This is a genomic window from Aliiglaciecola sp. CAU 1673 (genome assembly GCF_029223185.1).
Taxonomy (GTDB): Bacteria; Pseudomonadota; Gammaproteobacteria; order Enterobacterales; family Alteromonadaceae; genus Bowmanella.
The window spans coordinates 87,279-105,322 of record NZ_JARHUG010000016.1; the positions used below are offsets into that span (position 1 = coordinate 87,279).

At 50.7% G+C, this 18,044-nt stretch carries 17 protein-coding genes; 3 read left to right on the forward strand and 14 right to left on the reverse strand.

Features of this window, described 5'->3' with window-relative positions; all coding sequences use genetic code 11:
* Positions 1-75: 75 nt before the first annotated feature.
* From lpxD to rpsB, 11 genes are all read right to left on the reverse strand, one after another.
* A complete protein-coding gene (gene lpxD, locus P2G88_RS15305) occupies positions 76-1,107 on the reverse strand; it encodes a UDP-3-O-(3-hydroxymyristoyl)glucosamine N-acyltransferase (protein WP_275797458.1) in 1,032 nt (343 codons plus the stop codon).
* Between the two features lie 14 nt (positions 1,108-1,121).
* Positions 1,122-1,640 carry an OmpH family outer membrane protein gene (locus P2G88_RS15310; protein WP_275797459.1) on the reverse strand — a complete coding sequence of 173 codons (519 nt, stop codon included), beginning with the start codon at positions 1,638-1,640 and terminating at the stop codon, positions 1,122-1,124.
* Positions 1,641-1,719: 79 nt separating this feature from the next.
* On the reverse strand, positions 1,720-4,185 hold the full coding sequence (gene bamA, locus P2G88_RS15315) for an outer membrane protein assembly factor BamA (RefSeq protein WP_275797461.1): 2,466 nt from the start codon (positions 4,183-4,185) through the stop codon (positions 1,720-1,722).
* A 69-nt stretch (positions 4,186-4,254) separates the two neighbouring features.
* The gene (rseP, locus tag P2G88_RS15320; protein ID WP_275797463.1) at positions 4,255-5,607 is read right to left on the reverse strand and encodes a sigma E protease regulator RseP; all 1,353 of its coding nucleotides are present in this window, start codon (positions 5,605-5,607) and stop codon (positions 4,255-4,257) included.
* Positions 5,607-6,791 (reverse strand): 1-deoxy-D-xylulose-5-phosphate reductoisomerase, encoded by a 1,185-nt coding sequence (ispC, locus tag P2G88_RS15325; RefSeq protein ID WP_275797465.1) that lies wholly within the window; start codon positions 6,789-6,791, stop codon positions 5,607-5,609. Before ispC ends, rseP begins: the two co-directional genes overlap by 1 nt.
* Positions 6,791-7,654 (reverse strand): phosphatidate cytidylyltransferase, encoded by an 864-nt coding sequence (locus tag P2G88_RS15330; protein ID WP_275797467.1) that lies wholly within the window; start codon positions 7,652-7,654, stop codon positions 6,791-6,793. Before P2G88_RS15330 ends, ispC begins: the two co-directional genes overlap by 1 nt.
* 19 nt (positions 7,655-7,673) lie before the next feature.
* Positions 7,674-8,402, reverse strand: a complete 729-nt coding sequence (uppS, locus tag P2G88_RS15335; RefSeq protein ID WP_275797469.1) for a polyprenyl diphosphate synthase — start codon at positions 8,400-8,402, stop codon at positions 7,674-7,676.
* 25 nt (positions 8,403-8,427) lie between these two features.
* Positions 8,428-8,985 carry a ribosome recycling factor gene (frr, locus tag P2G88_RS15340; protein ID WP_275797472.1) on the reverse strand — a complete coding sequence of 186 codons (558 nt, stop codon included), beginning with the start codon at positions 8,983-8,985 and terminating at the stop codon, positions 8,428-8,430.
* 120 nt (positions 8,986-9,105) lie between these two features.
* A complete protein-coding gene (gene pyrH, locus P2G88_RS15345) occupies positions 9,106-9,849 on the reverse strand; it encodes a UMP kinase (protein ID WP_275797474.1) in 744 nt (247 codons plus the stop codon).
* A gap of 282 nt (positions 9,850-10,131) precedes the next feature.
* Positions 10,132-11,004, reverse strand: a complete 873-nt coding sequence (tsf, locus tag P2G88_RS15350; protein WP_275797476.1) for a translation elongation factor Ts — start codon at positions 11,002-11,004, stop codon at positions 10,132-10,134.
* 100 nt (positions 11,005-11,104) lie between these two features.
* A complete protein-coding gene (gene rpsB / locus P2G88_RS15355) occupies positions 11,105-11,833 on the reverse strand; it encodes a 30S ribosomal protein S2 (protein ID WP_275797478.1) in 729 nt (242 codons plus the stop codon).
* A 300-nt stretch (positions 11,834-12,133) separates the two neighbouring features.
* Between rpsB and map the strand changes: the two genes are divergently transcribed.
* The 3 genes from map to dapD are packed head-to-tail and all read left to right on the forward strand — an operon-like array spanning position 12,134 to position 16,431.
* Positions 12,134-12,934, forward strand: a complete 801-nt coding sequence (gene map, locus P2G88_RS15360; protein ID WP_275797480.1) for a type I methionyl aminopeptidase — start codon at positions 12,134-12,136, stop codon at positions 12,932-12,934.
* Positions 12,935-12,979: 45 nt separating this feature from the next.
* Positions 12,980-15,610 carry a [protein-PII] uridylyltransferase gene (gene glnD, locus P2G88_RS15365; RefSeq protein ID WP_275797482.1) on the forward strand — a complete coding sequence of 877 codons (2,631 nt, stop codon included), beginning with the start codon at positions 12,980-12,982 and terminating at the stop codon, positions 15,608-15,610.
* A complete protein-coding gene (gene dapD, locus P2G88_RS15370; RefSeq protein ID WP_275797484.1) occupies positions 15,607-16,431 on the forward strand; it encodes a 2,3,4,5-tetrahydropyridine-2,6-dicarboxylate N-succinyltransferase in 825 nt (274 codons plus the stop codon). The genes glnD and dapD overlap by 4 nt, the downstream gene beginning before the upstream one ends.
* 35 nt (positions 16,432-16,466) lie before the next feature.
* Here the strand turns inward: dapD and P2G88_RS15375 are convergent, their stop codons facing one another.
* Genes P2G88_RS15375 through P2G88_RS15385 form a run of 3 tightly spaced genes read right to left on the reverse strand, consistent with a single transcriptional unit; the run spans position 16,467 to position 18,005 of the window.
* Positions 16,467-16,904 (reverse strand): flavodoxin domain-containing protein, encoded by a 438-nt coding sequence (locus P2G88_RS15375; RefSeq protein WP_275797486.1) that lies wholly within the window; start codon positions 16,902-16,904, stop codon positions 16,467-16,469.
* Between the two features lie 2 nt (positions 16,905-16,906).
* Positions 16,907-17,635 (reverse strand): tRNA pseudouridine(65) synthase TruC, encoded by a 729-nt coding sequence (gene truC, locus P2G88_RS15380; protein WP_275797488.1) that lies wholly within the window; start codon positions 17,633-17,635, stop codon positions 16,907-16,909.
* Position 17,636: 1 nt separating this feature from the next.
* Positions 17,637-18,005 (reverse strand): YqcC family protein, encoded by a 369-nt coding sequence (locus P2G88_RS15385; protein WP_275797490.1) that lies wholly within the window; start codon positions 18,003-18,005, stop codon positions 17,637-17,639.
* Positions 18,006-18,044: the final 39 nt, after the last annotated feature.

Below are 18,044 nucleotides of genomic sequence, written 5' to 3' on the forward strand. Positions count from 1 at the left end.
GACCCTACCCCTGCAAACAGAGAGAGGATGTGCTTGCACAGCCTCCCTTCTGGGTCCTTAATCGAACCGCGTTGCTCAGGTTTCGTCGTGAGAATGCTTTTTTTCTAATGCTCTGACACGTTGGCCTAATTTATCCAGATTTCGCACATTGGCGATGGCTTTACGCCATTCCTTATTGCCTTGCACCGGTAAACCAGAAGAGTACAGCCCCGGCTCCATAATACCTTTAGTGACCATACTCATGCCGGTAAAATGGACATTGTCGCCAATTTCCACATGGCCGGTGATGGCACTCATGCCACCGATAGTACAGTGTCTGCCAATTTTAGTGCTGCCTCCAATCACGCTACAGCCTGCCATCGCAGAATGGGCACCGATCACAACGTTGTGCGCAATCTGGCATTGGTTGTCGATGATGACGCCGTCTTCGAGAATGGTATCTTCCAGCGCACCTCGATCGATGGTGGTGCTGGCACCAATCTCCACACGGTTACCCAAGATAACCCTGCCAAGTTGCGGGATCTTCACCCACTGCCCTTTGTTATTAGCATAGCCGAATCCATCGGCACCAATGACGGCGCCAGATTGAATCAAACAGTCTTCTCCAAGCTCAACATCATGATATAGGGTGACATTGGCCCACAGCTTGCTGCGCGCACCGACTTTGGCGTGCTTGCCTATAAAGCAGCCTGCACCCACTTGTACGCCATCGCCCAATATCACGCCCGATTCAATCACTGCATGAGGACCAATCACTACCCCCTGCCCCACCACCGCGTCATCGGCAATCACCGCATAAGGGGAAATACCCTCAGCGGCTGCCGGAGTGGTGTCCATTAATTGGGCCACCAGTGCGAATCCAACATAAGGATTGTCCATCACCAGAGCGGCACATGGGCAATGGGGGAGATCATTGGCATGCAAAATGACGGCATCGGCCGACGTGTCTGCAAGCTGGCTACGATACTTAGTATTGGAAAGAAAGGAAATCTGACCTTTGCCAGCCCTTGCCAGGGTTGACACCGCACGGATTTCCAGCCCCGGATCCCCATGGACCCGGGCCCCTATGTGATCCGCCAGTTGTTGCAGAGAATAGGCTTTCATCAAGCAGGCCCTAGGAATTAGTTGCTCTTGCTAACCTGGTCGATGATCTGCTTGGAAATGTCTTTGCTTTCATCTTTCAGGAACAGTACTGCTTCGGCATTCAGAACTAAATCATACTTGTCCTTTGCGGCGATCGCATCGATGCTGTCTTTGATCTTACCCAGCAGCTTGTTACGCTCTTCTGCGCCACGACGCTGCATGTTGTTCTGCAGGGGCTGTGCCTTGGCAGCAAAATCATTGCGCAGGGAAATCAGTTTTTCTTCCAGCTCTTTACGCTCTTTTTCACTCATGGTGGCAGCGTCACGTTGCTGTTTCTCTAAGTAGTACTTCATGTCTTTTTCCAGGCGCTGCGCTTCTTCGATTTGGTCTTTGAACTCAGCACGGATGTTTTCCTGAATCATCGCCGCCTGTGGCAGTGACTGGAATACCCCCTGTACATTGACCACAGCAATCTTCTCAGCCGCTATTGCAGCCGAACCAAACAAAGCAGTACCCAGAATAGCGGCGTTAAGAGCCGACTTTTTAAACGTATTCAAAATGTTCTCCTGTAAGCGTTTTTACAACGGGCGACACCCTTAAGTGGCGCCTCTATTATTGGGGAATTGTGGCCCCTGATTAGAAAGTCTGACCGATGTTAAAGGAGAAGAAGCGGCTCTCATCGCCTGTCTCATCCTGTAATATCCTCGAGAAGCTGAATATCATCGGTCCCATGGGCGACAACCATTGTACTGATAAACCCGCTGAGGCGCGATAGCGTCCCGGGTCGCTAAAATCAGACAATTTATTACGCTGCTCTTCCGATAGGTCTCGATAGTCATCGAGATCAAACTCGGTGTCCCAGACGTTACCCACATCGACGAACAAACTGGTACGCACCGAGTTCTCCATCTCCTCGCCAATAAAAGGCGTGGGGACAATTAACTCTACGCCACCAATGACCAGGGCATTCCCCCCGATAGAGCGTCTTGACACTTCAAGGACATCGGAGTTGGGTCCCAAGGCGATTTGATTGCCATCAGGACCGGTAATGCTGGTGGGATAACGGTAAACGGCACGGGGACCGACGGTGTTGTTTTCGAAACCACGCATGGAATCGTTGCCGCCGCTACGGAAGTTATCCCAGAAAGGCAGCAATTGATCGTTGCCATCGATGTCGCCATAACCACTGCCAAAGCCCAGTTCCATTCTGGCCAAGAAAGACCAGCGCTGATCCTGCGACAAGGGGAAGTAGAATTTGGTGTCCAAACTGGCCTTGTAATAGTTGGCATCGGAATTCGGCGTGGTGGCCTTTAATGATGCCCTCTGATATGAACCGGCCGTGGGGAAGATACCTCTGTTTAAGGTAGTACGGGTCCAGCCGGCTGAGAGGATCCAACTGTCGAACTGAATACCGGCATCCGGGTTATTGGGATCGGCAAAGACTTCGTAGAAATCCCGAATCTGCTCATAAGTACGCAGTTGGGAGATTTCATCAAACTTATAGGTCAGACCGAAGTCAAGACGGTTATATTCATTCACCGGATAACCGAAGTTAAGCCCTACCCCCCAAGACTTGTTTTTGTACTGTTCGAGGTTAGCGCTGCCAGCGTCAAACTCAGAGTAGAAAACACTGCCGCCAAGGCTGATACCGTCGATAGTGAAATAGGGATCCAGGTAGGTGATATTGGCGCTTTGCTGATAGGAAACCGTGTTCAGACTCAAGCCTAAGCGCTTACCGGTACCCAGGAAGTTATCTTGTTGAATACCCGCCTGCAAACTCAGCTTGGTGCGGTCGCCATAACCGATACCGGCGTTAAAGGAGCCGGAGGGTTGCTCTTTGACCTTAAAGTTAACATCCACCTGATCTTCTTCACCGGGCAGACGCACGGTATCGAATTCGGCTTTTTCAATATACGTCAGACGGGACATATGGCCTTTAGAAGATTCCAGAGCCTGATTGGACAACCAGGCACCTTCCATCTGCCGGACTTCACGGCGCAGAACCTCATCTGAAGTGACATTATTGCCTTCGAAATTGATCCGACGAACATAGATTCGTTTGCCCGGATCCACCGACAATGTCAGCTTGACGGTTTTATCTTCATCATTGATCTCGGGAATAGTGGTAACGGTGGGGAAGGCATACCCGAAACGACCGAGATATTTGCTGATAAATTCTTCGGTGTAGGTGACTTCAGCCAGGTTATACATTTCACCATTTCTGAGGGGTAAAATTTGGGAAATGATATCTTCCTGCCCTAAAAGATCACCTATCAGTTCCACATCGGAAATGGTGTACTGTTCTCCTTCGGTAATATTCAAAGCAACGTAAATGCCTGACTTATCCGGCGTCATGGAGACTTGCGTGGAGTCCAGGTTGTAACGCAGATAGCCCCGGTCCATGTAGTAGCTGCGAATAGTTTCCATATCGCCGGTCAGTTTTTGCTTTTGGTAACGGGTTTCGGAGAGAAAATCCCACCACGGCGTATCAAACTTTAATTCAATCTTGTCCAGCAGTTCCTCATCACTGAACACCTCATTGCCGACAATATTGATCTGTTTAATTTCGGCAGCGTCACCCTCTTCAAACAGCAGTTTAAGGTCAACACGATTACGCGGCAGAGGCGTGATAATGGCGGAGACATCAGCGTTGTACTTACCGATGCTGTAGTAGAAGTCCTTCAGACCGTTTTCAATAGAGGTCATTACGGTTTTATCCAGCGGGTCGCCGACACGCACCTTGCTGTCATCCAGGCTTTCCTGAAGTTGTTCGTCTTTAATGTCTTTATTGCCATCAAAGGTGATCTTGCTGATGGTCGGTCTCTCTTTAACCTGCACCACCAATGTGCCGCCGTCTCTGAGCACTTTGATGCTTTCAAAGTGGGAGGAGGAATAGAGCGAACGTATTAACTGGGCTATGCGGAAATCGTTTAACTGATCGCCCACCTTAACCGGCAAGTAAGTCAGCGCCGCGCCTAACGCAACGCGCTGAAGCCCCTCCACCTTGATATCTTCGACAACGAATTCGCTTTGGGTATTGGCCGACGCAACGGCGGCACCGGAAAGCATAACCCCGGCAGCAACGATCTGTTTCAACTTCATTTACTATTATTCTTCCATACTACTGGATGTAACAGCACCACAGTGCCAGTCCATCCTGCTGATTGCAGCCTATAAGCGAGCGATATCGTTAACAATGGCGATGGTCATCAATAGCATCAGGAGCGCGCCCCCAATTCTAAAGCCAACATCCTGAACCGATTCCGGCACAGGTTTGCCCGTCAAAAGCTCAATAAAATAATAAAGTAGGTGACCACCATCAAGTACCGGCAAAGGTAAAAGGTTGATAATCCCCAGATTGACGCTAATTAACGCCAGAAAGCTCAAAAAATATACCAATCCATAGCCTGCGCTGATGCCCGCTCCCTGAGCAATAGAGATGGGTCCGCTTAGATTGCTGACTGAAACATCGCCAGTCACCAGTTTGCCAATCATTTCCACGCTAAGCACCATCAGACGCCAGGTCTTACCTGCCCCTTCAACCAGGGCATTCACAGGACCATACTGGTGAGTGAAAAGATAAGATTCGGGCCAGGCTTCCGCCAATGGCACAATGCCAAGATATCCTTGTGTTACGCCGTCAACATCACGACTGCCCACCAACACGTCCACTTCAAGCATGTAGCCATTGCGCTCAATGCTAAATACCCGGGTCTGACCGGGATGGCTGGCTATACGGTCCACTATTTGTTCCCATTCTTGCACCGGAGTTCCCTGGATGGCTAAGATTTTATCATCCACAGCCAGGCCGGCCGCGGCAGCGGGTGAATCTTCAGCCACATAAGCCAGGGTGGTCGTCGCTTGTGGTCGAAAGGGAACAAGACCGAGACTGGACAACGCCGAGCTTTTATCCGGGTCGAATTGCCAATTCTTTAGGGACAGGGTGAGTGTGCTCTGGGCAGTACCTTGATTATCACTGACCTGCATCGTCAGTTCATCATCGCCGATATGAGAAACCAATTCTAGATTGACCGCTTCCCAGTCCAGGGTCTGGCGTCCGCCGACGGCCCTAATCTGCATACCAGGTGTCAGGCCGCCCTGCTCGGCAATGGATTGCGCCTTGACCTCACCCACAACAGGCTTAACCGTTTCCACCCCAATCATGTACATCAGCATCAGTGCAATAATGGCAAACAGAAAGTTGGTGATCGGGCCGGCTGCAATAATGGCGATGCGCTTATAAACATTTTGCCGATTAAAGGCATAAGGCTGATCTTCTTGGGGGACGTCCTCGGCGCGCTCGTCCAACATTTTTACGTAGCCACCCAAAGGTATCGCGGCTATCACATATTCCGTACCAAGCTTATCGGTGCGCCGCCACAGGGCTTTGCCAAAACCGATGGAAAACCGCTGCACTTTCACGCCACAGCGCCGGGCAACAATAAAATGTCCCCACTCATGCACGGCCACCAGTACACCCAGGGCAATAATAAAAAACAGCAAGCTCCAAAAAAATGTGAACATCAAGACCTCAGTTTGTCTATTGCTTGTCTCGCCAACATCCGGGCGAGGCCATCATACTCTATGATGGCTTCCAGACTCTCGAGTTCAGACGGCTCAATCTTCTCAAGCACTGTGGCATTGATCACCGCTATCTGCGTGAATCCCAATTGGCCCTGTAAAAAGGCGTCTACCGCTATTTCATTGGCCGCATTCAGTGCCGTTGTGGCGTATTGGCCGGCCGCACAGGCATCGATAGCAAGCTTCAGGTTGGGATATTGTTCAAAATCAGGCAGCCTGAAGGAAAAATCCAGCAGTTGGCTGAAATCCAAAGGCGCCACCCCAGCATCGATACGATGCGGGTAGGCCAGTGCATGCGCAATGGGCGTACGCATGTCGGGATGTCCCATTTGCGCTAACACCGAACCATCCAGGTATTGGACCATAGAGTGGATCACGCTTTGTGGATGAATGACCACTTGGATCTGCGCAGGCGCCACACCAAACAACCAACAGGCTTCTATAAACTCCAAGCCTTTGTTCATCATGGTGGCAGAGTCCACCGATATTTTACGGCCCATGCTCCAGTTGGGATGGGCACAGGCTTGATCAGGGGTGACCGATGCAAGGGTTTGCTTGGGCGTATTTAAAAACGGACCACCTGAGCCGGTCAGTAAGATTTTGGCAATGCCCGATGCCTGCGGTTGTCCGTAGCGGTAATCTGCAGGTAAACATTGAAAAATGGCATTGTGCTCACTGTCGATTGGCAACAAAGTGGCACCACTTCGGCTCACTTCATCCATAAACAGTTTCCCGGACATGACCAGGGACTCTTTATTGGCCAGTAAAACCCGCTTACCCGCTTTTACTGCCGCCATGGTAGGCATTAATCCTGCCGCACCGACAATGGCGGCCATGACAGTGTGCACCTCGTCATGGCCACTGACGAATTCGAGCGCCTGTGGACCCGCCAATAACTCAGCATTGACACCTGTCTCACTCATCAGAGACTTGGCTTTTGCATAATCTGATTCGTCGGCAATCACCACGTAGCGTGGCTGATACACCTTTGCCTGCGCCATCAAAGCGTCGAGCTGACGATGCGCTGTCAGAGCAAAAACGCGATATTCATCAGGGTGCCTCGACAACACATCCAGAGTGCTTTGCCCGATGGAGCCAGTTGCTCCCAGCAGTGTGACATTCTGCATTATGTCATCCACAGCACATGGCAGAGGGTGAATACCGGCAAGGCCGCCGTCAGGCTGTCGATACGATCCAAAATTCCACCATGGCCGGGCAGCAGCGTGCCGCTGTCTTTACAGCCCACACAGCGCTTAAACATGCTTTCATTGAGATCACCTAAGGCCGATACACCCACTGTGATAATACCAATGGCAAGGTGGGTCCAAATCATGCTGGCATTAACCTGATAATGCATGGCGGCAAAACCAATAATTGCCAAGGAAGCAGCAACGCCACCAGCCAGCCCTTCCAGGGTCTTGCCAGGAGAAACATTGGGGCGAAGTTTGTGGCGTCCGAACTTGACGCCGGAAAAAAAGGCGCCAATATCGGCGGCCCAAACAATACCCAGAACATAAAAGATCAGTGACGCACCGAAGAGCGGCTCCACATCATAGAGCTCTGTGCGCAAGGCTACCACCGCCACCCAGGTTGGCAGTAAGGTGCAGATCCCAAACAAGCCCCTTAACCACAGACTGTTACGCCAGCCAGAAGTGTATTTGGGATAGGCCAAAATCATTAACAGGGAAATGCCCCACCATAAGGCCGACGCAGCCAGAATACCCAGATACAGGCTGTTAAGCTGTCCCTGATACCAGATGGCCGCTACCGGCACATAGAAGGCCAGCCCGGCACATGCGGCAACCATTAACAATGTATAGGCCGCTTTTCCGAGCTTATTGCTGATGCTCATCAGATTGGCCCATTCCCATGCGCCCAAACCGATGATCAGCGCCATACACAATTGAAAGCCATCCACAGGCAGGAACAAAATGGCGCCCAGTGCCAGGGGCGCCAGAACCAATGCTGTTATTATTCTTTGTTTTAACAAGGGGCTCGTCCTTTGGCGATTAGGCATCTACTTGTTCACCGGTCAGACCGAAACGTCGCTGCCTGGCCGAGTAATCATTGATGGCACTGGCAAAGGCATTTTCATCAAAGTCCGGCCACAGGGTCGGCGTGAAATACAATTCTGCGTATGCCAGCTGCCATAACAAAAAGTTGCTGACCCGGCTCTCACCACCGGTTCGAATTAACAGATCTAATTGCGGAAGCTCACTTAAGCTGGTGTGACGATCAAATAAAGACTCGTCGATGTCACTAGCCTGGATTTGACCACTAACAGCCTGTGCAACCAGCTCTTTTGCTGCGTGCACGATATCCCAACGGCCGCCATAGTTGGCTGCGATATTCAGGACTAAGGATTGATTATTGGCGGTCAGGGCTTCTGCTTCATGAATACGCGCCACCAACTTGGCATCGAAGCGGCTGGTATCACCGACAACTTTCAGGCGTACATCGTTCTTGTGCAATTTTTTGACTTCGCTTTTCAGCACCAAATTAAACAGCTCCATCAACACGCCGACTTCGTCAGCGGGACGGTTCCAGTTTTCACTGCTAAAAGCGAATAAAGTCAGTACCTCGATGCCACGTTTGCGGGCAAAAGACACCGCGCTGCGCACAGAGTCGACACCGGCTTTGTGACCAAAAGTGCGGATTTTACCCCGCTGCTTTGCCCAGCGGCCATTGCCATCCATGATGATGGCAACATGCCTGGGAAGTTTCTCGTCGTTATTCAAGAAGGACCTCGACTGAGCTGCTGGATCAGATGATCATCAGCTCTTTTTCTTTCTCAGCCAGCAACTGATCCACTTGCTTGATGTAATCATCGGTCAGCTTTTGTACGTCTTCTTCGCCACGACGACCTTCGTCTTCGCTGATCTCCTTTTCCTTTACCAGTTCTTTGATATCGGCATTGGCATCACGACGCACATTACGGATCCCAACACGGCCGGCTTCAGCTTCACCACGAACTACCTTGATCAAGTCCTTACGACGTTCCTCGGTCAGTGGCGGCAATGGGATGCGCAGCGTAGTGCCGGAGCTCATGGGATTGAGGCCCAGATCAGATTGCATGATGGCTTTTTCAACGGCTTGAGTGGCGCTCTTGTCGAATACCTGAACGGTCAGGGTACGGGCATCCTCGGCATGGACATTGGCAAGCTGACGCAAGGGGGTATCAGCGCCGTAATAAGACACCATAATGCCGTCCAACAGGCTGGGATGCGCACGACCAGTACGGATCTTACTGAACTGGCTCTTCAGCGCGCTGATGCTTTTACTCATACGCTCTTGGGCGTCTTTTTTAATATCGTTGATCATCTTCACTATCCTGTTTGAAATTTGCCGTTTTCTTTATTTTCATCGGGGGTAACTTGTTGCCACCCTTGTCGCAGCGACTCTCGCCGCCAAGCAAAACCCGGTTTCCTCCGGGTATGGAATCTATTGGTCCAGGTTTTCGCTATGGTCGATAAGCGTACCTTCATTTTCGCCCATCACCACGGCTCTTAAGCAACCGGGTTTATTCATATTAAACACGCGAATCGGCAGGTTATGATCTCTGGCCAATGTAAAAGCGGCCAGATCCATTACCTTTAGCTCCTTTTCCAGCACTTCCTGATAACTCATCTGCTTGTACATTACTGCATCGGGGTTCTTAGCAGGGTCTGAATCATAAACGCCATCCACTTTGGTGGCCTTTAATACCGCATCAGCCTCAATCTCTATACCTCGCAGGCAGGCTGCAGAATCTGTGGTGAAAAAGGGATTACCGGTACCGGCGGCGAAGATCACCACACGCCCGGATTTCAGAAGACTGATGGCCTCTGCCCAATTGTAGGCGTCACATACGCCATTGAGGGGGATAGCAGACATCAGACGAGCATTGACAAAGGCACGGTGCAGGGCATCACGCATGGCTAAGCCGTTCATCACTGTGGCTAACATACCCATATGGTCGCCAACCACGCGGTTCATCCCGGCTTTGGCCAGGCCTTCGCCACGAAACAGGTTACCACCACCGATAACCAAGCCTACTTGCACCCCCAGTTCCACCAGCTCTTTGATTTCCTGAGCCATCCGATCCAGCACTTTGGGATCAATGCCGAAGCCTTCATCCCCCATCAGGGCTTCACCACTGAGTTTAAGCAGAATTCGTCGATAGGCAGATTTCGGGTTGATGCTCATGGGTAGATGCTTCCTATATAAATCATTCGACTGGGCGCAGACACCGGCTCAAAGCGCTCACTAACCTCTCAGCAGGGATATTTAATCCACTGATTCAGCTGGTAATTATAAACCTTGGCTGAAGTTTCATCTGATAGGCCTTGCCAATGAGTGCAAAGGCTAAAAAAAAGCACCTCAATGTGAGGTGCCCGTAGTGTATATGACAATGCCCTATGGCAAAAGTCGCAGGCGTAATTTATTCGCCCCGATCGGCCTTCTAATGGGCAAATCGGGACAAGCGCCTTATTTCTTAGCAGCGGCTACCTGAGCAGCTACTTCTGCGGCAAAGTCATCGGCCTTCTTCTCGATACCTTCACCCACTTCGAAGCGGATGAAGTTGATCACGTCGGCACCTTTTGACTTGAGCAGATCACCAACAGATTGGTTAGGATCTTTGACGAAAGGCTGACCAGTCAGGCTGATTTCACCGGTGAACTTGCTCATACGGCCAGCAACCATCTTCTCTGCGATTTCAGCAGGCTTGCCGCTTTGCATCGCGATGTCGATCTGGATGGCACGCTCTTTCTCAACGACTTCAGCAGATACTTGCTCTGGCTTAACGAACTGTGGGTTAGCAGCAGCTACGTGCATCGCAACATCTTTAGCCAAATCTTCGTTTCCACCTTCAAGGATGGTTAATACGCCGATACGACCGCCGTGTACGTAAGCACCCAGCGTGTTGCCTTCAACAGTCACTACGCGACGTACGTTGATATTTTCACCAATTTTGGCAACCAGGTTGTCACGAACTTCGGAAACCTTGACACCGTTCAGTTCCAGGGCATTCAGGCTGTCAACGTCATTGATTTTGTTGGCCAGGGCCAATTCGATCAGTTGCTCACCAAGCGCCAGGAAGCTGTCGTCACGGGCAACGAAGTCAGTTTCACAGTTCAATTCCATCATGGAAGCAATATTGCCAACCACTTTAGTCAGGATCACACCTTCAGCGGCGATACGGCCAGCTTTCTTGGCGGCTTTAGCCTGACCTGATTTACGCATGTTTTCGATGGCCAGCTCGATATCACCGCTGGTCTCTTCCAGGGCTTTTTTGCAATCCAGCATGCCGGCGCCAGTGCGCTCACGAAGTTCTTTTACGAGGGCTGCAGTCACTGCCATTATTCATTCCTCAATAGGTTGTTCGTTGAAAAACAGGGGCGTGACCGCCCCTGTGTTTGCGAACCATTATCGGGGTCCGCTGTTACAGTCGAATGACTTATTATTCAGCTTCTACGAAGTCGTCGCGTTCGGCTTGGGCTTCCAGATTCTTCTCACGGCCTTGATTGACAGCATCGGCAGCAGCATTCAGGTAAAGCTGAACGGCACGGATAGCATCGTCGTTACCGGGGATGATGTAGTCTACGCCATCAGGGTTGGAGTTGGTGTCAACCACAGAAACTACTGGAATACCCAGGTTGTTGGCTTCTTTGATTGCGATGTGTTCGTGATCGGCATCGATAACGAACAATACATCTGGCAGACCGCCCATATCCTTGATACCGCCCAGGCTGGATTCCAGCTTGGTCATTTCACGGGTCAACATCAGTGCTTCTTTCTTGGTCAGCTTGTCGAAAGTGCCGTCCTGAGCCATTACTTCCAGCTCTTTCAGACGCTTGATAGACTGACGAACGGTTTTCCAGTTAGTCAGCATACCGCCCAGCCAACGCTTGTTGACGTAGAACTGGTCACAACGACCTGCAGCTTCTTTAACGGCATCACCAGCAGCGCGCTTGGTACCAACAAACAGGATTTTACCTTTCTTAGCGGCAACGTTACCCAGGTAGTTCAACGCGTCGTTGAACATAGGAACGGTTTTTTCCAGGTTGATGATATGAACTCTGTTGCGAGCACCGAAGATGAAAGGCTTCATCTTAGGGTTCCAGTAACGAGTTTGGTGACCGAAGTGAACGCCGGCTTGCAGCATGTCACGCATAGATACGTTTGCCATAATATTTCCTCAAACGGGGTTAGGCCTCCATACATCCCAGACCTCGATCCGTCATTCGCTTCAGCGAACGCAGACACCCCGAGAACTGTGTCGATGTATGTGTGTTGTTTAATGGTTTTTGCAATGACCCCGTAACCAGTTGGCCAGGAGGTCTGAAATTTGCGGGCGCTTTATACCATATGCGCTCTGAGGATACAACTTTGGTGATGCGCTGGATTGGTCTTCAACCTATACGCAGGGACTCATTCAGGCTAGAATGCGCCTCAACTTTGATAAAAATTGACCAACGGAATCAAGAGATTGACTGCGATAATCAAGACTCCGGCCGAAATCGAGAAAATGCGTGTGGCCGGCGCACTGGCTGCCCAAGTCCTGGAAATGATTGGCCCTTATGTAAAAAGAGGGGTCAGTACCGATGAGCTTAACCAGATTTGCCATGACTACATAGTCAACGAATTGAAGGCAACGCCGGCACCGCTTAATTATCATGGTTTTCCCAAATCCATCTGCACCTCAGTCAACCATGTCATTTGCCATGGCATTCCGTCAGATAAGATCCTCAAAGACGGTGACATTATCAATATCGACGTAACTGTCATCAAAGATGGCTATCACGGTGACACATCCAAGATGTTTGTCGTAGGCGAACCTTCCATTCTGGCCGAACGCCTGATTCGGGTTACCCAGGAATGCCTGTATCTGGGCATTAAGATGGTTCGCCCCGGTATTCGCCTCGGGGATATTGGTCATGTGATTCAAAAACATGCCGAGCAGCATAACTACTCAGTAGTCAGGGAATATTGTGGCCATGGTATTGGTAAAGAATTTCATGAAGAACCGCAGGTTTTGCATTACGGCAAACCTGGTACCGGTGAAGTGCTTCAAGCCGGTATGTGTCTGACCATTGAACCCATGATTAATGCTGGGAAACGCTATTCCAAAATGCTCAAAGACGGCTGGACGGTGGTCACCAAAGATCGCAGTTTAAGCGCCCAGTGGGAACATACCTTGCTGGTCACCGAAGACGGCTGCGAAATCCTGACCCTGCGTAATGATGAAAGCATTGCCAGAGTTTTAAAAGCTGAGGAAAAAACGGCCTGATCCATTAAAGGCCGGCCATTAACCATGTGCGTGTAAGGGTATCTCTTGTCGCTGCAAAGTTTGCTCAGCCAAATTAAACAAATCAGTACTATCGACAACCAGGCCGCCTTTAAGGCTTGTGTCGAAAACTGTTATCAGTGGCTTAATGATGACGCCGGCCTGGCTGAAGTGGATAGCCTGGTTACCGGCCGAGCCGCCTTCGTCGATGCCATACTGCGTCACGCCTGGCGATTGCTGGAAATGCATCAGTACAAGGATTTAGCCTTGGTAGCCGTGGGCGGCTACGGCCGTGGCCAGTTACAGCCCCATTCAGATGTTGACCTTCTGCTACTCTCCAAGAAGGCATTGGCCCCGGATATAAAGGAAAAACTTGGCCGTTTTATCACTCTGCTATGGGACATCGGCCTGGATGTCGGCCAATCGGTGCGCACTCTAAGCGAGACCATTAAGCTGGCCAATCAGGACATTACTATCGCCACGAACCTGATTGAAGCGCGGTTATTGGCTGGTAGCAGCGATACCTTCGATGCCCTGCAACACAAGGTACAAGGCAAGCAATTCTGGACCAGCAAAGACTTCTTTTTGGCCAAATTTGAAGAGCAGCAGGCCAGACACGCCAAATTCAATGGCACCTCCTATAACCTCGAACCCAACGTCAAAGAAAACCCGGGCTGTCTGCGCGATATCCAATCCATCGGCTGGGTGGCAAAGAAGCATTTTAAAGTGCTTAAGGGCCAGGAATTGGTGGAGCAGGAGTATTTTACCCGCCGCGAATTTGAGGAATTGATCGAGTGTCGCAACCACCTGTGGCGAATCCGCTTTACCCTGCACCTGGTGGCTGGACGCAGCGAAAACCGACTGCTCTTTGATTATCAGCCCGAGGTAGCCCGACGTTTGGGTTATGGTGACGACGGTAAAGCCTCTGTCGAAACCATGATGAAGGCATTTTTTCGTACGGTTCGGCGCATATCCGAACTCAACGACATGCTGCTGCAGCGCTTTCGTCAGGATATCCTGGCCTTAAAGGTCCGTCAGTATGAACCTATCAATCAGGAATTCATGTTGGCAGATGGCCTGATCCAGGCCAAACATGAGCAAGTATTCGATCGACCGGAAAAACTCCTGGCTTTCTTGTTACTGGTGGCCGACACACCCAAGGCTACCGGCCTGCATTCGCAAACCTTACGATTATTACGAAACGCCCGCCGCCAGTTCCGCGAGCATTATTTCAGCGAACATCCGACCTGCCGCGCTATCTTTATGCAGTTGGTTCGCCATCCCGCCTTCTTCGGCCTGGCTTGGGATTTAGCTCATAAACACGGCATCATGCAAGCGTACCTGAATGAGTGGAACCTGATTGTCGGCATGATGCAGTTTGACCTTTTCCATGCCTACACCGTGGATGAACATACCCACCGACTGGTTAAACATATTTATTATTTCAGTCAGACAGATTCAGCCAAGCAGTTCCCCCGCTGCCACCGCATTATGCTCAATCTGGACAAGCCAGAACTGCTGTATATCGCAGCCATCTTCCACGATATCGGTAAAGGCCGTGGCGGCGATCACTCTGATCTGGGGGCACAGGATTTGGCGGCATTTTGTGACAGTCATGGTATCGCCGAAAAGGATAAAGCCCTGTGTGTGTGGCTGGTAAAGCATCATCTGCTGATGTCCGTCACCGCACAGCGACGGGATATCTACGATCCTGAAGTGATCCGTGAGTTTGCCAGTAAGGTACGCAATCAAACCTATCTGGAACACCTATACGCCCTGACCCTGGCAGATATCCGCGCCACTAACGACAATCTGTGGAACGACTGGAAAGCCTCATTATTGCGTGAGTTATATCTGATGACCCAAAAAGCCCTGCAAAGCGGTGAGGAATATCAGATAGATTTGCGCTCCAAAGTCGAGGAGCATCAGCACTCTGCCTTGCAACATTTGCTCGCTATGGGTAAATCGGAGCAAGAAGTTCAGGCCTTCTGGAGTAGGTTGGACTGGGACTATTTTGTGCGTTTTAAGCCGGACCAGTTGGTGTGGCATGCCAATATGATCCTCTCTCATCAAGAGCCCGAACGGGATCTGGTGGAGCTTAGCGACGATACCTCCAAAGCCGGTACGGAACTTATCCTCTATGGAAAAGACCGCTCCAGCCTGTTTGCCCAGGTAGCCTCAGTACTGGATAGTCGCAATTGCTCCATTCATGATGCACAGATCATGAGTACCAATGACGGATACGTTTTTGATATCTTTATTATCCTGGAGCACGATGGCAGTCGCATCAGCTCCCCGTCCAGGCAACAAAGTCTTAAGCAAGCTGTGCTCAGCCAATTGGCTAAGCCGGGCCAGCGGCATGTGAATAACCGCAAGATGCCCAGACTGATGAAACAGCTTAATGTGCCCACCAAAATGCGATTTTTCACTAATCAGGCGAATATGACCCTGCTTGAGTTAGAAGCCCTTGACGCACCGGGACTTTTAGCCAAAATCAGTCAGCAATTTGTGGCCTTTGACTTGTCGCTACATATGGCCAAAATCACCACCATCGGCGAGCGGGCGGAAGACCTTTTTATCCTAACAAACAGCCAAGGGCAGGCACTGACGTCAAGTGAACAAGTATTACTGAAGCAGCAGTTAATCTCGGCCTTGGACCAAATACCAGGTGAATCATGACAGAACTTAAATCCATCATCGAAACCGCCTTCGAGCAGCGTAATCATATTTCAGTCGCCAATGTGGACGCGGAAATCAAACAGGCAGTCACACAAGCTATTGCCTTGTTAAATTCAGGAGAAGCCCGCGTGGCAGAGAAGATTGCCGACGAATGGGTAGTCCATCAATGGCTGAAAAAAGCTGTGCTGTTGTACTTCAGACTGCATGACAACCAAGTGATGGAAGGGGCACAGAGCCGCTTTTACGACAAAGTGTCGCTCAAATACAGTGATTATGATGCCAATCGATTCGCCGCCGAAGGTGTACGAGTAGTACCACCGGCGACCGTGCGCACCGGCAGTTACATCGGCAAAAACGTGGTCTTGATGCCTTCCTATGTCAATATCGGCGCCTTTGTGGATGAAGGTACCATGGTCGATACATGGGCTACCGTGGGCTCCTGTGCACAGATTGGTAAAAACGTGCACCTTTCCGGCGGGGTGGGCATTGGCGGTGTGCTTGAGCCTTTACAGGCCAACCCAACGATTATCGAAGACAACTGCTTTATCGGTGCCCGTTCTGAGATTGTCGAAGGGGTAATTGTAGAAGAAGGTGCCGTGATTTCCATGGGCGTCTATATCGGCCAAAGCACCCGTATTTACGACCGCGAGACCGGAGAAATCCACTATGGCCGGGTACCGGCCGGCTCCGTAGTGGTGCCTGGTAATCTTCCATCAAAAGACGGTAAGTACAGTCTTTACTCTGCCATTATCGTCAAGAAAGTGGATGCGAAAACGCGCGCCAAAGTGGGCATTAATGCACTGTTACGAGGCGCAGAATAACCTCTGCGGGAGAACGGGCCGACAGGCCCGTTTTTTTATCCATAAATCTCGTCAATCCAGGGCAGTACTTCCTCAGCCGGCTCAAGGGTCTCGCAGGCATCAACCTGCAATAGAGGCGCCTTGGCAGTGCCCTGTAACTCTTCCAGTAAAGCAAAGATGCTTCGACCTGCACCGCAGTAGGTGTCACCGTAACTGCTGTCGCCCAATCCCACCACCGCAAACTCTTTGCCGTGTAGCAATGGAAAGCGAGATTGCAGATCGAGGATAAAGCCCTCCAAGTTTGGGGGAATATCCCCCTGCCCGGTGGTTGAGCTGATAAATAGCAGCTCTTCGGCCATCTGAAAGTCATCCATTTGCGGCTCAGCAATAACCTGAGCGTCGTGGCCTTTTTCTTTAAGTTTGGACGCTACCTGCTCGGCAAGCTGTTCGGCATTACCATACACGCTACCGAAGAAAATACTGATTTGGGCCATAGTTACTCCATTGTCTGTTGATAATCGCACCACTGATTGAGTAATTCAGCGATCCTGGGATCTTGCGGCGCCTCAATAGTAAGGGGAATTGCGGTTACTGGGTGTCGAAGCTGCATGCATCTGGCGGTGAGGGCCAAGCCATGGAATTGAAACTGTTCCCTGGCCAAGGCGTTGTGTTTGCCATCACCATGATTCACATCCCCCAGAATAGGGTGGCGAAGATGTGCCATATGTCGTCTCAGTTGGTGCTTACGTCCGGTTTCGGGTTTGAGTTCAACCAAGGTATAACGGGCTGTGGCATAGGGCCTTACCGCAAAAGGCAACTCATAATGGGCCAGTGCCTGATAATGACTTACTGCATCTTGAGGGGCTTTATCCTGACGGGCCTTTTTGTCGGCAATCTTATCCAGCTTTTCCTTTAGCGAATAATCCACTGTGCCCTGCCCTTTCAGGTAACCACGAAGGATAGCCTGATAAGTCTTGTTCACCAGGCCGGCAGCAAACTGCTCGGTTAACTTTCGGGCTGTCTCCGCATCCAGCGCAAAGAGCAAAACACCAGAAGTGGGCTTGTCCAGGCGATGCACAGTGAACACCCGCTGTTGGATCTGATCCCTGACCATTTGCATAGCGAACTGGGTCTCATGGCGATCGATCATGCTGCGATGCACTAGCAAACCGGCGGGTTTATTGATAGCAACCATGTACTCATCTTGGTAGAGGATATCGAGCACGCTAACGGTCCTTCGAATAAAGCTGATCAAAGGCAAGCAACGCAGCCACAAGAGCCGGATTAGCCTTTTCTCCCCAGCTTATCTCAGCCATGGGTTGCAATTGCATAGCCTTCGGCAGCGGTTGTTGGGAATCAATCAATAAGCGCATTTTGGGAATAAACACAAATTGCAGCCACTGCTCAAAGCGCAGGGTGTCACAACAAAAGGGGGCCTGACTGGCCAATGCCTGTGCACTGGGTTCGATGTCACTCCAGTAACCTTGCTCACGAAGACGATGCTCTAGCGCATGCACCAGTGAATGGCTGGCTTCATATAAATTGGTATTTTTGTGGGAATGCTGTTCCCAGGGTTTAGGGGCGTCATTCGACATCGTTACAACTCGGGTTATAATCGCTCGCCTTTGAGGCTA

Excerpts from the sequence above, each read along its gene's own strand:
- P2G88_RS15375 (WP_275797486.1), bottom strand. The coding sequence starts at position 16,904 with ATGGCCCAAATCAGTATTTTCTTCGGTAGCGTGTATGGTAATGCCGAA.
- ispC (WP_275797465.1), bottom strand. The coding sequence starts at position 6,791 with ATGCAGAATGTCACACTGCTGGGAGCAACTGGCTCCATCGGGCAAAGC.
- rseP (WP_275797463.1), bottom strand. The coding sequence starts at position 5,607 with ATGTTCACATTTTTTTGGAGCTTGCTGTTTTTTATTATTGCCCTGGGT.
- dapD (WP_275797484.1), top strand. The coding sequence starts at position 15,607 with ATGACAGAACTTAAATCCATCATCGAAACCGCCTTCGAGCAGCGTAAT.
- tsf (WP_275797476.1), bottom strand. The coding sequence starts at position 11,004 with ATGGCAGTGACTGCAGCCCTCGTAAAAGAACTTCGTGAGCGCACTGGC.
- rpsB (WP_275797478.1), bottom strand. The coding sequence starts at position 11,833 with ATGGCAAACGTATCTATGCGTGACATGCTGCAAGCCGGCGTTCACTTC.
- frr (WP_275797472.1), bottom strand. The coding sequence starts at position 8,985 with ATGATCAACGATATTAAAAAAGACGCCCAAGAGCGTATGAGTAAAAGC.
- pyrH (WP_275797474.1), bottom strand. The coding sequence starts at position 9,849 with ATGAGCATCAACCCGAAATCTGCCTATCGACGAATTCTGCTTAAACTC.
- P2G88_RS15385 (WP_275797490.1), bottom strand. The coding sequence starts at position 18,005 with ATGTCGAATGACGCCCCTAAACCCTGGGAACAGCATTCCCACAAAAAT.
- bamA (WP_275797461.1), bottom strand. The coding sequence starts at position 4,185 with ATGAAGTTGAAACAGATCGTTGCTGCCGGGGTTATGCTTTCCGGTGCC.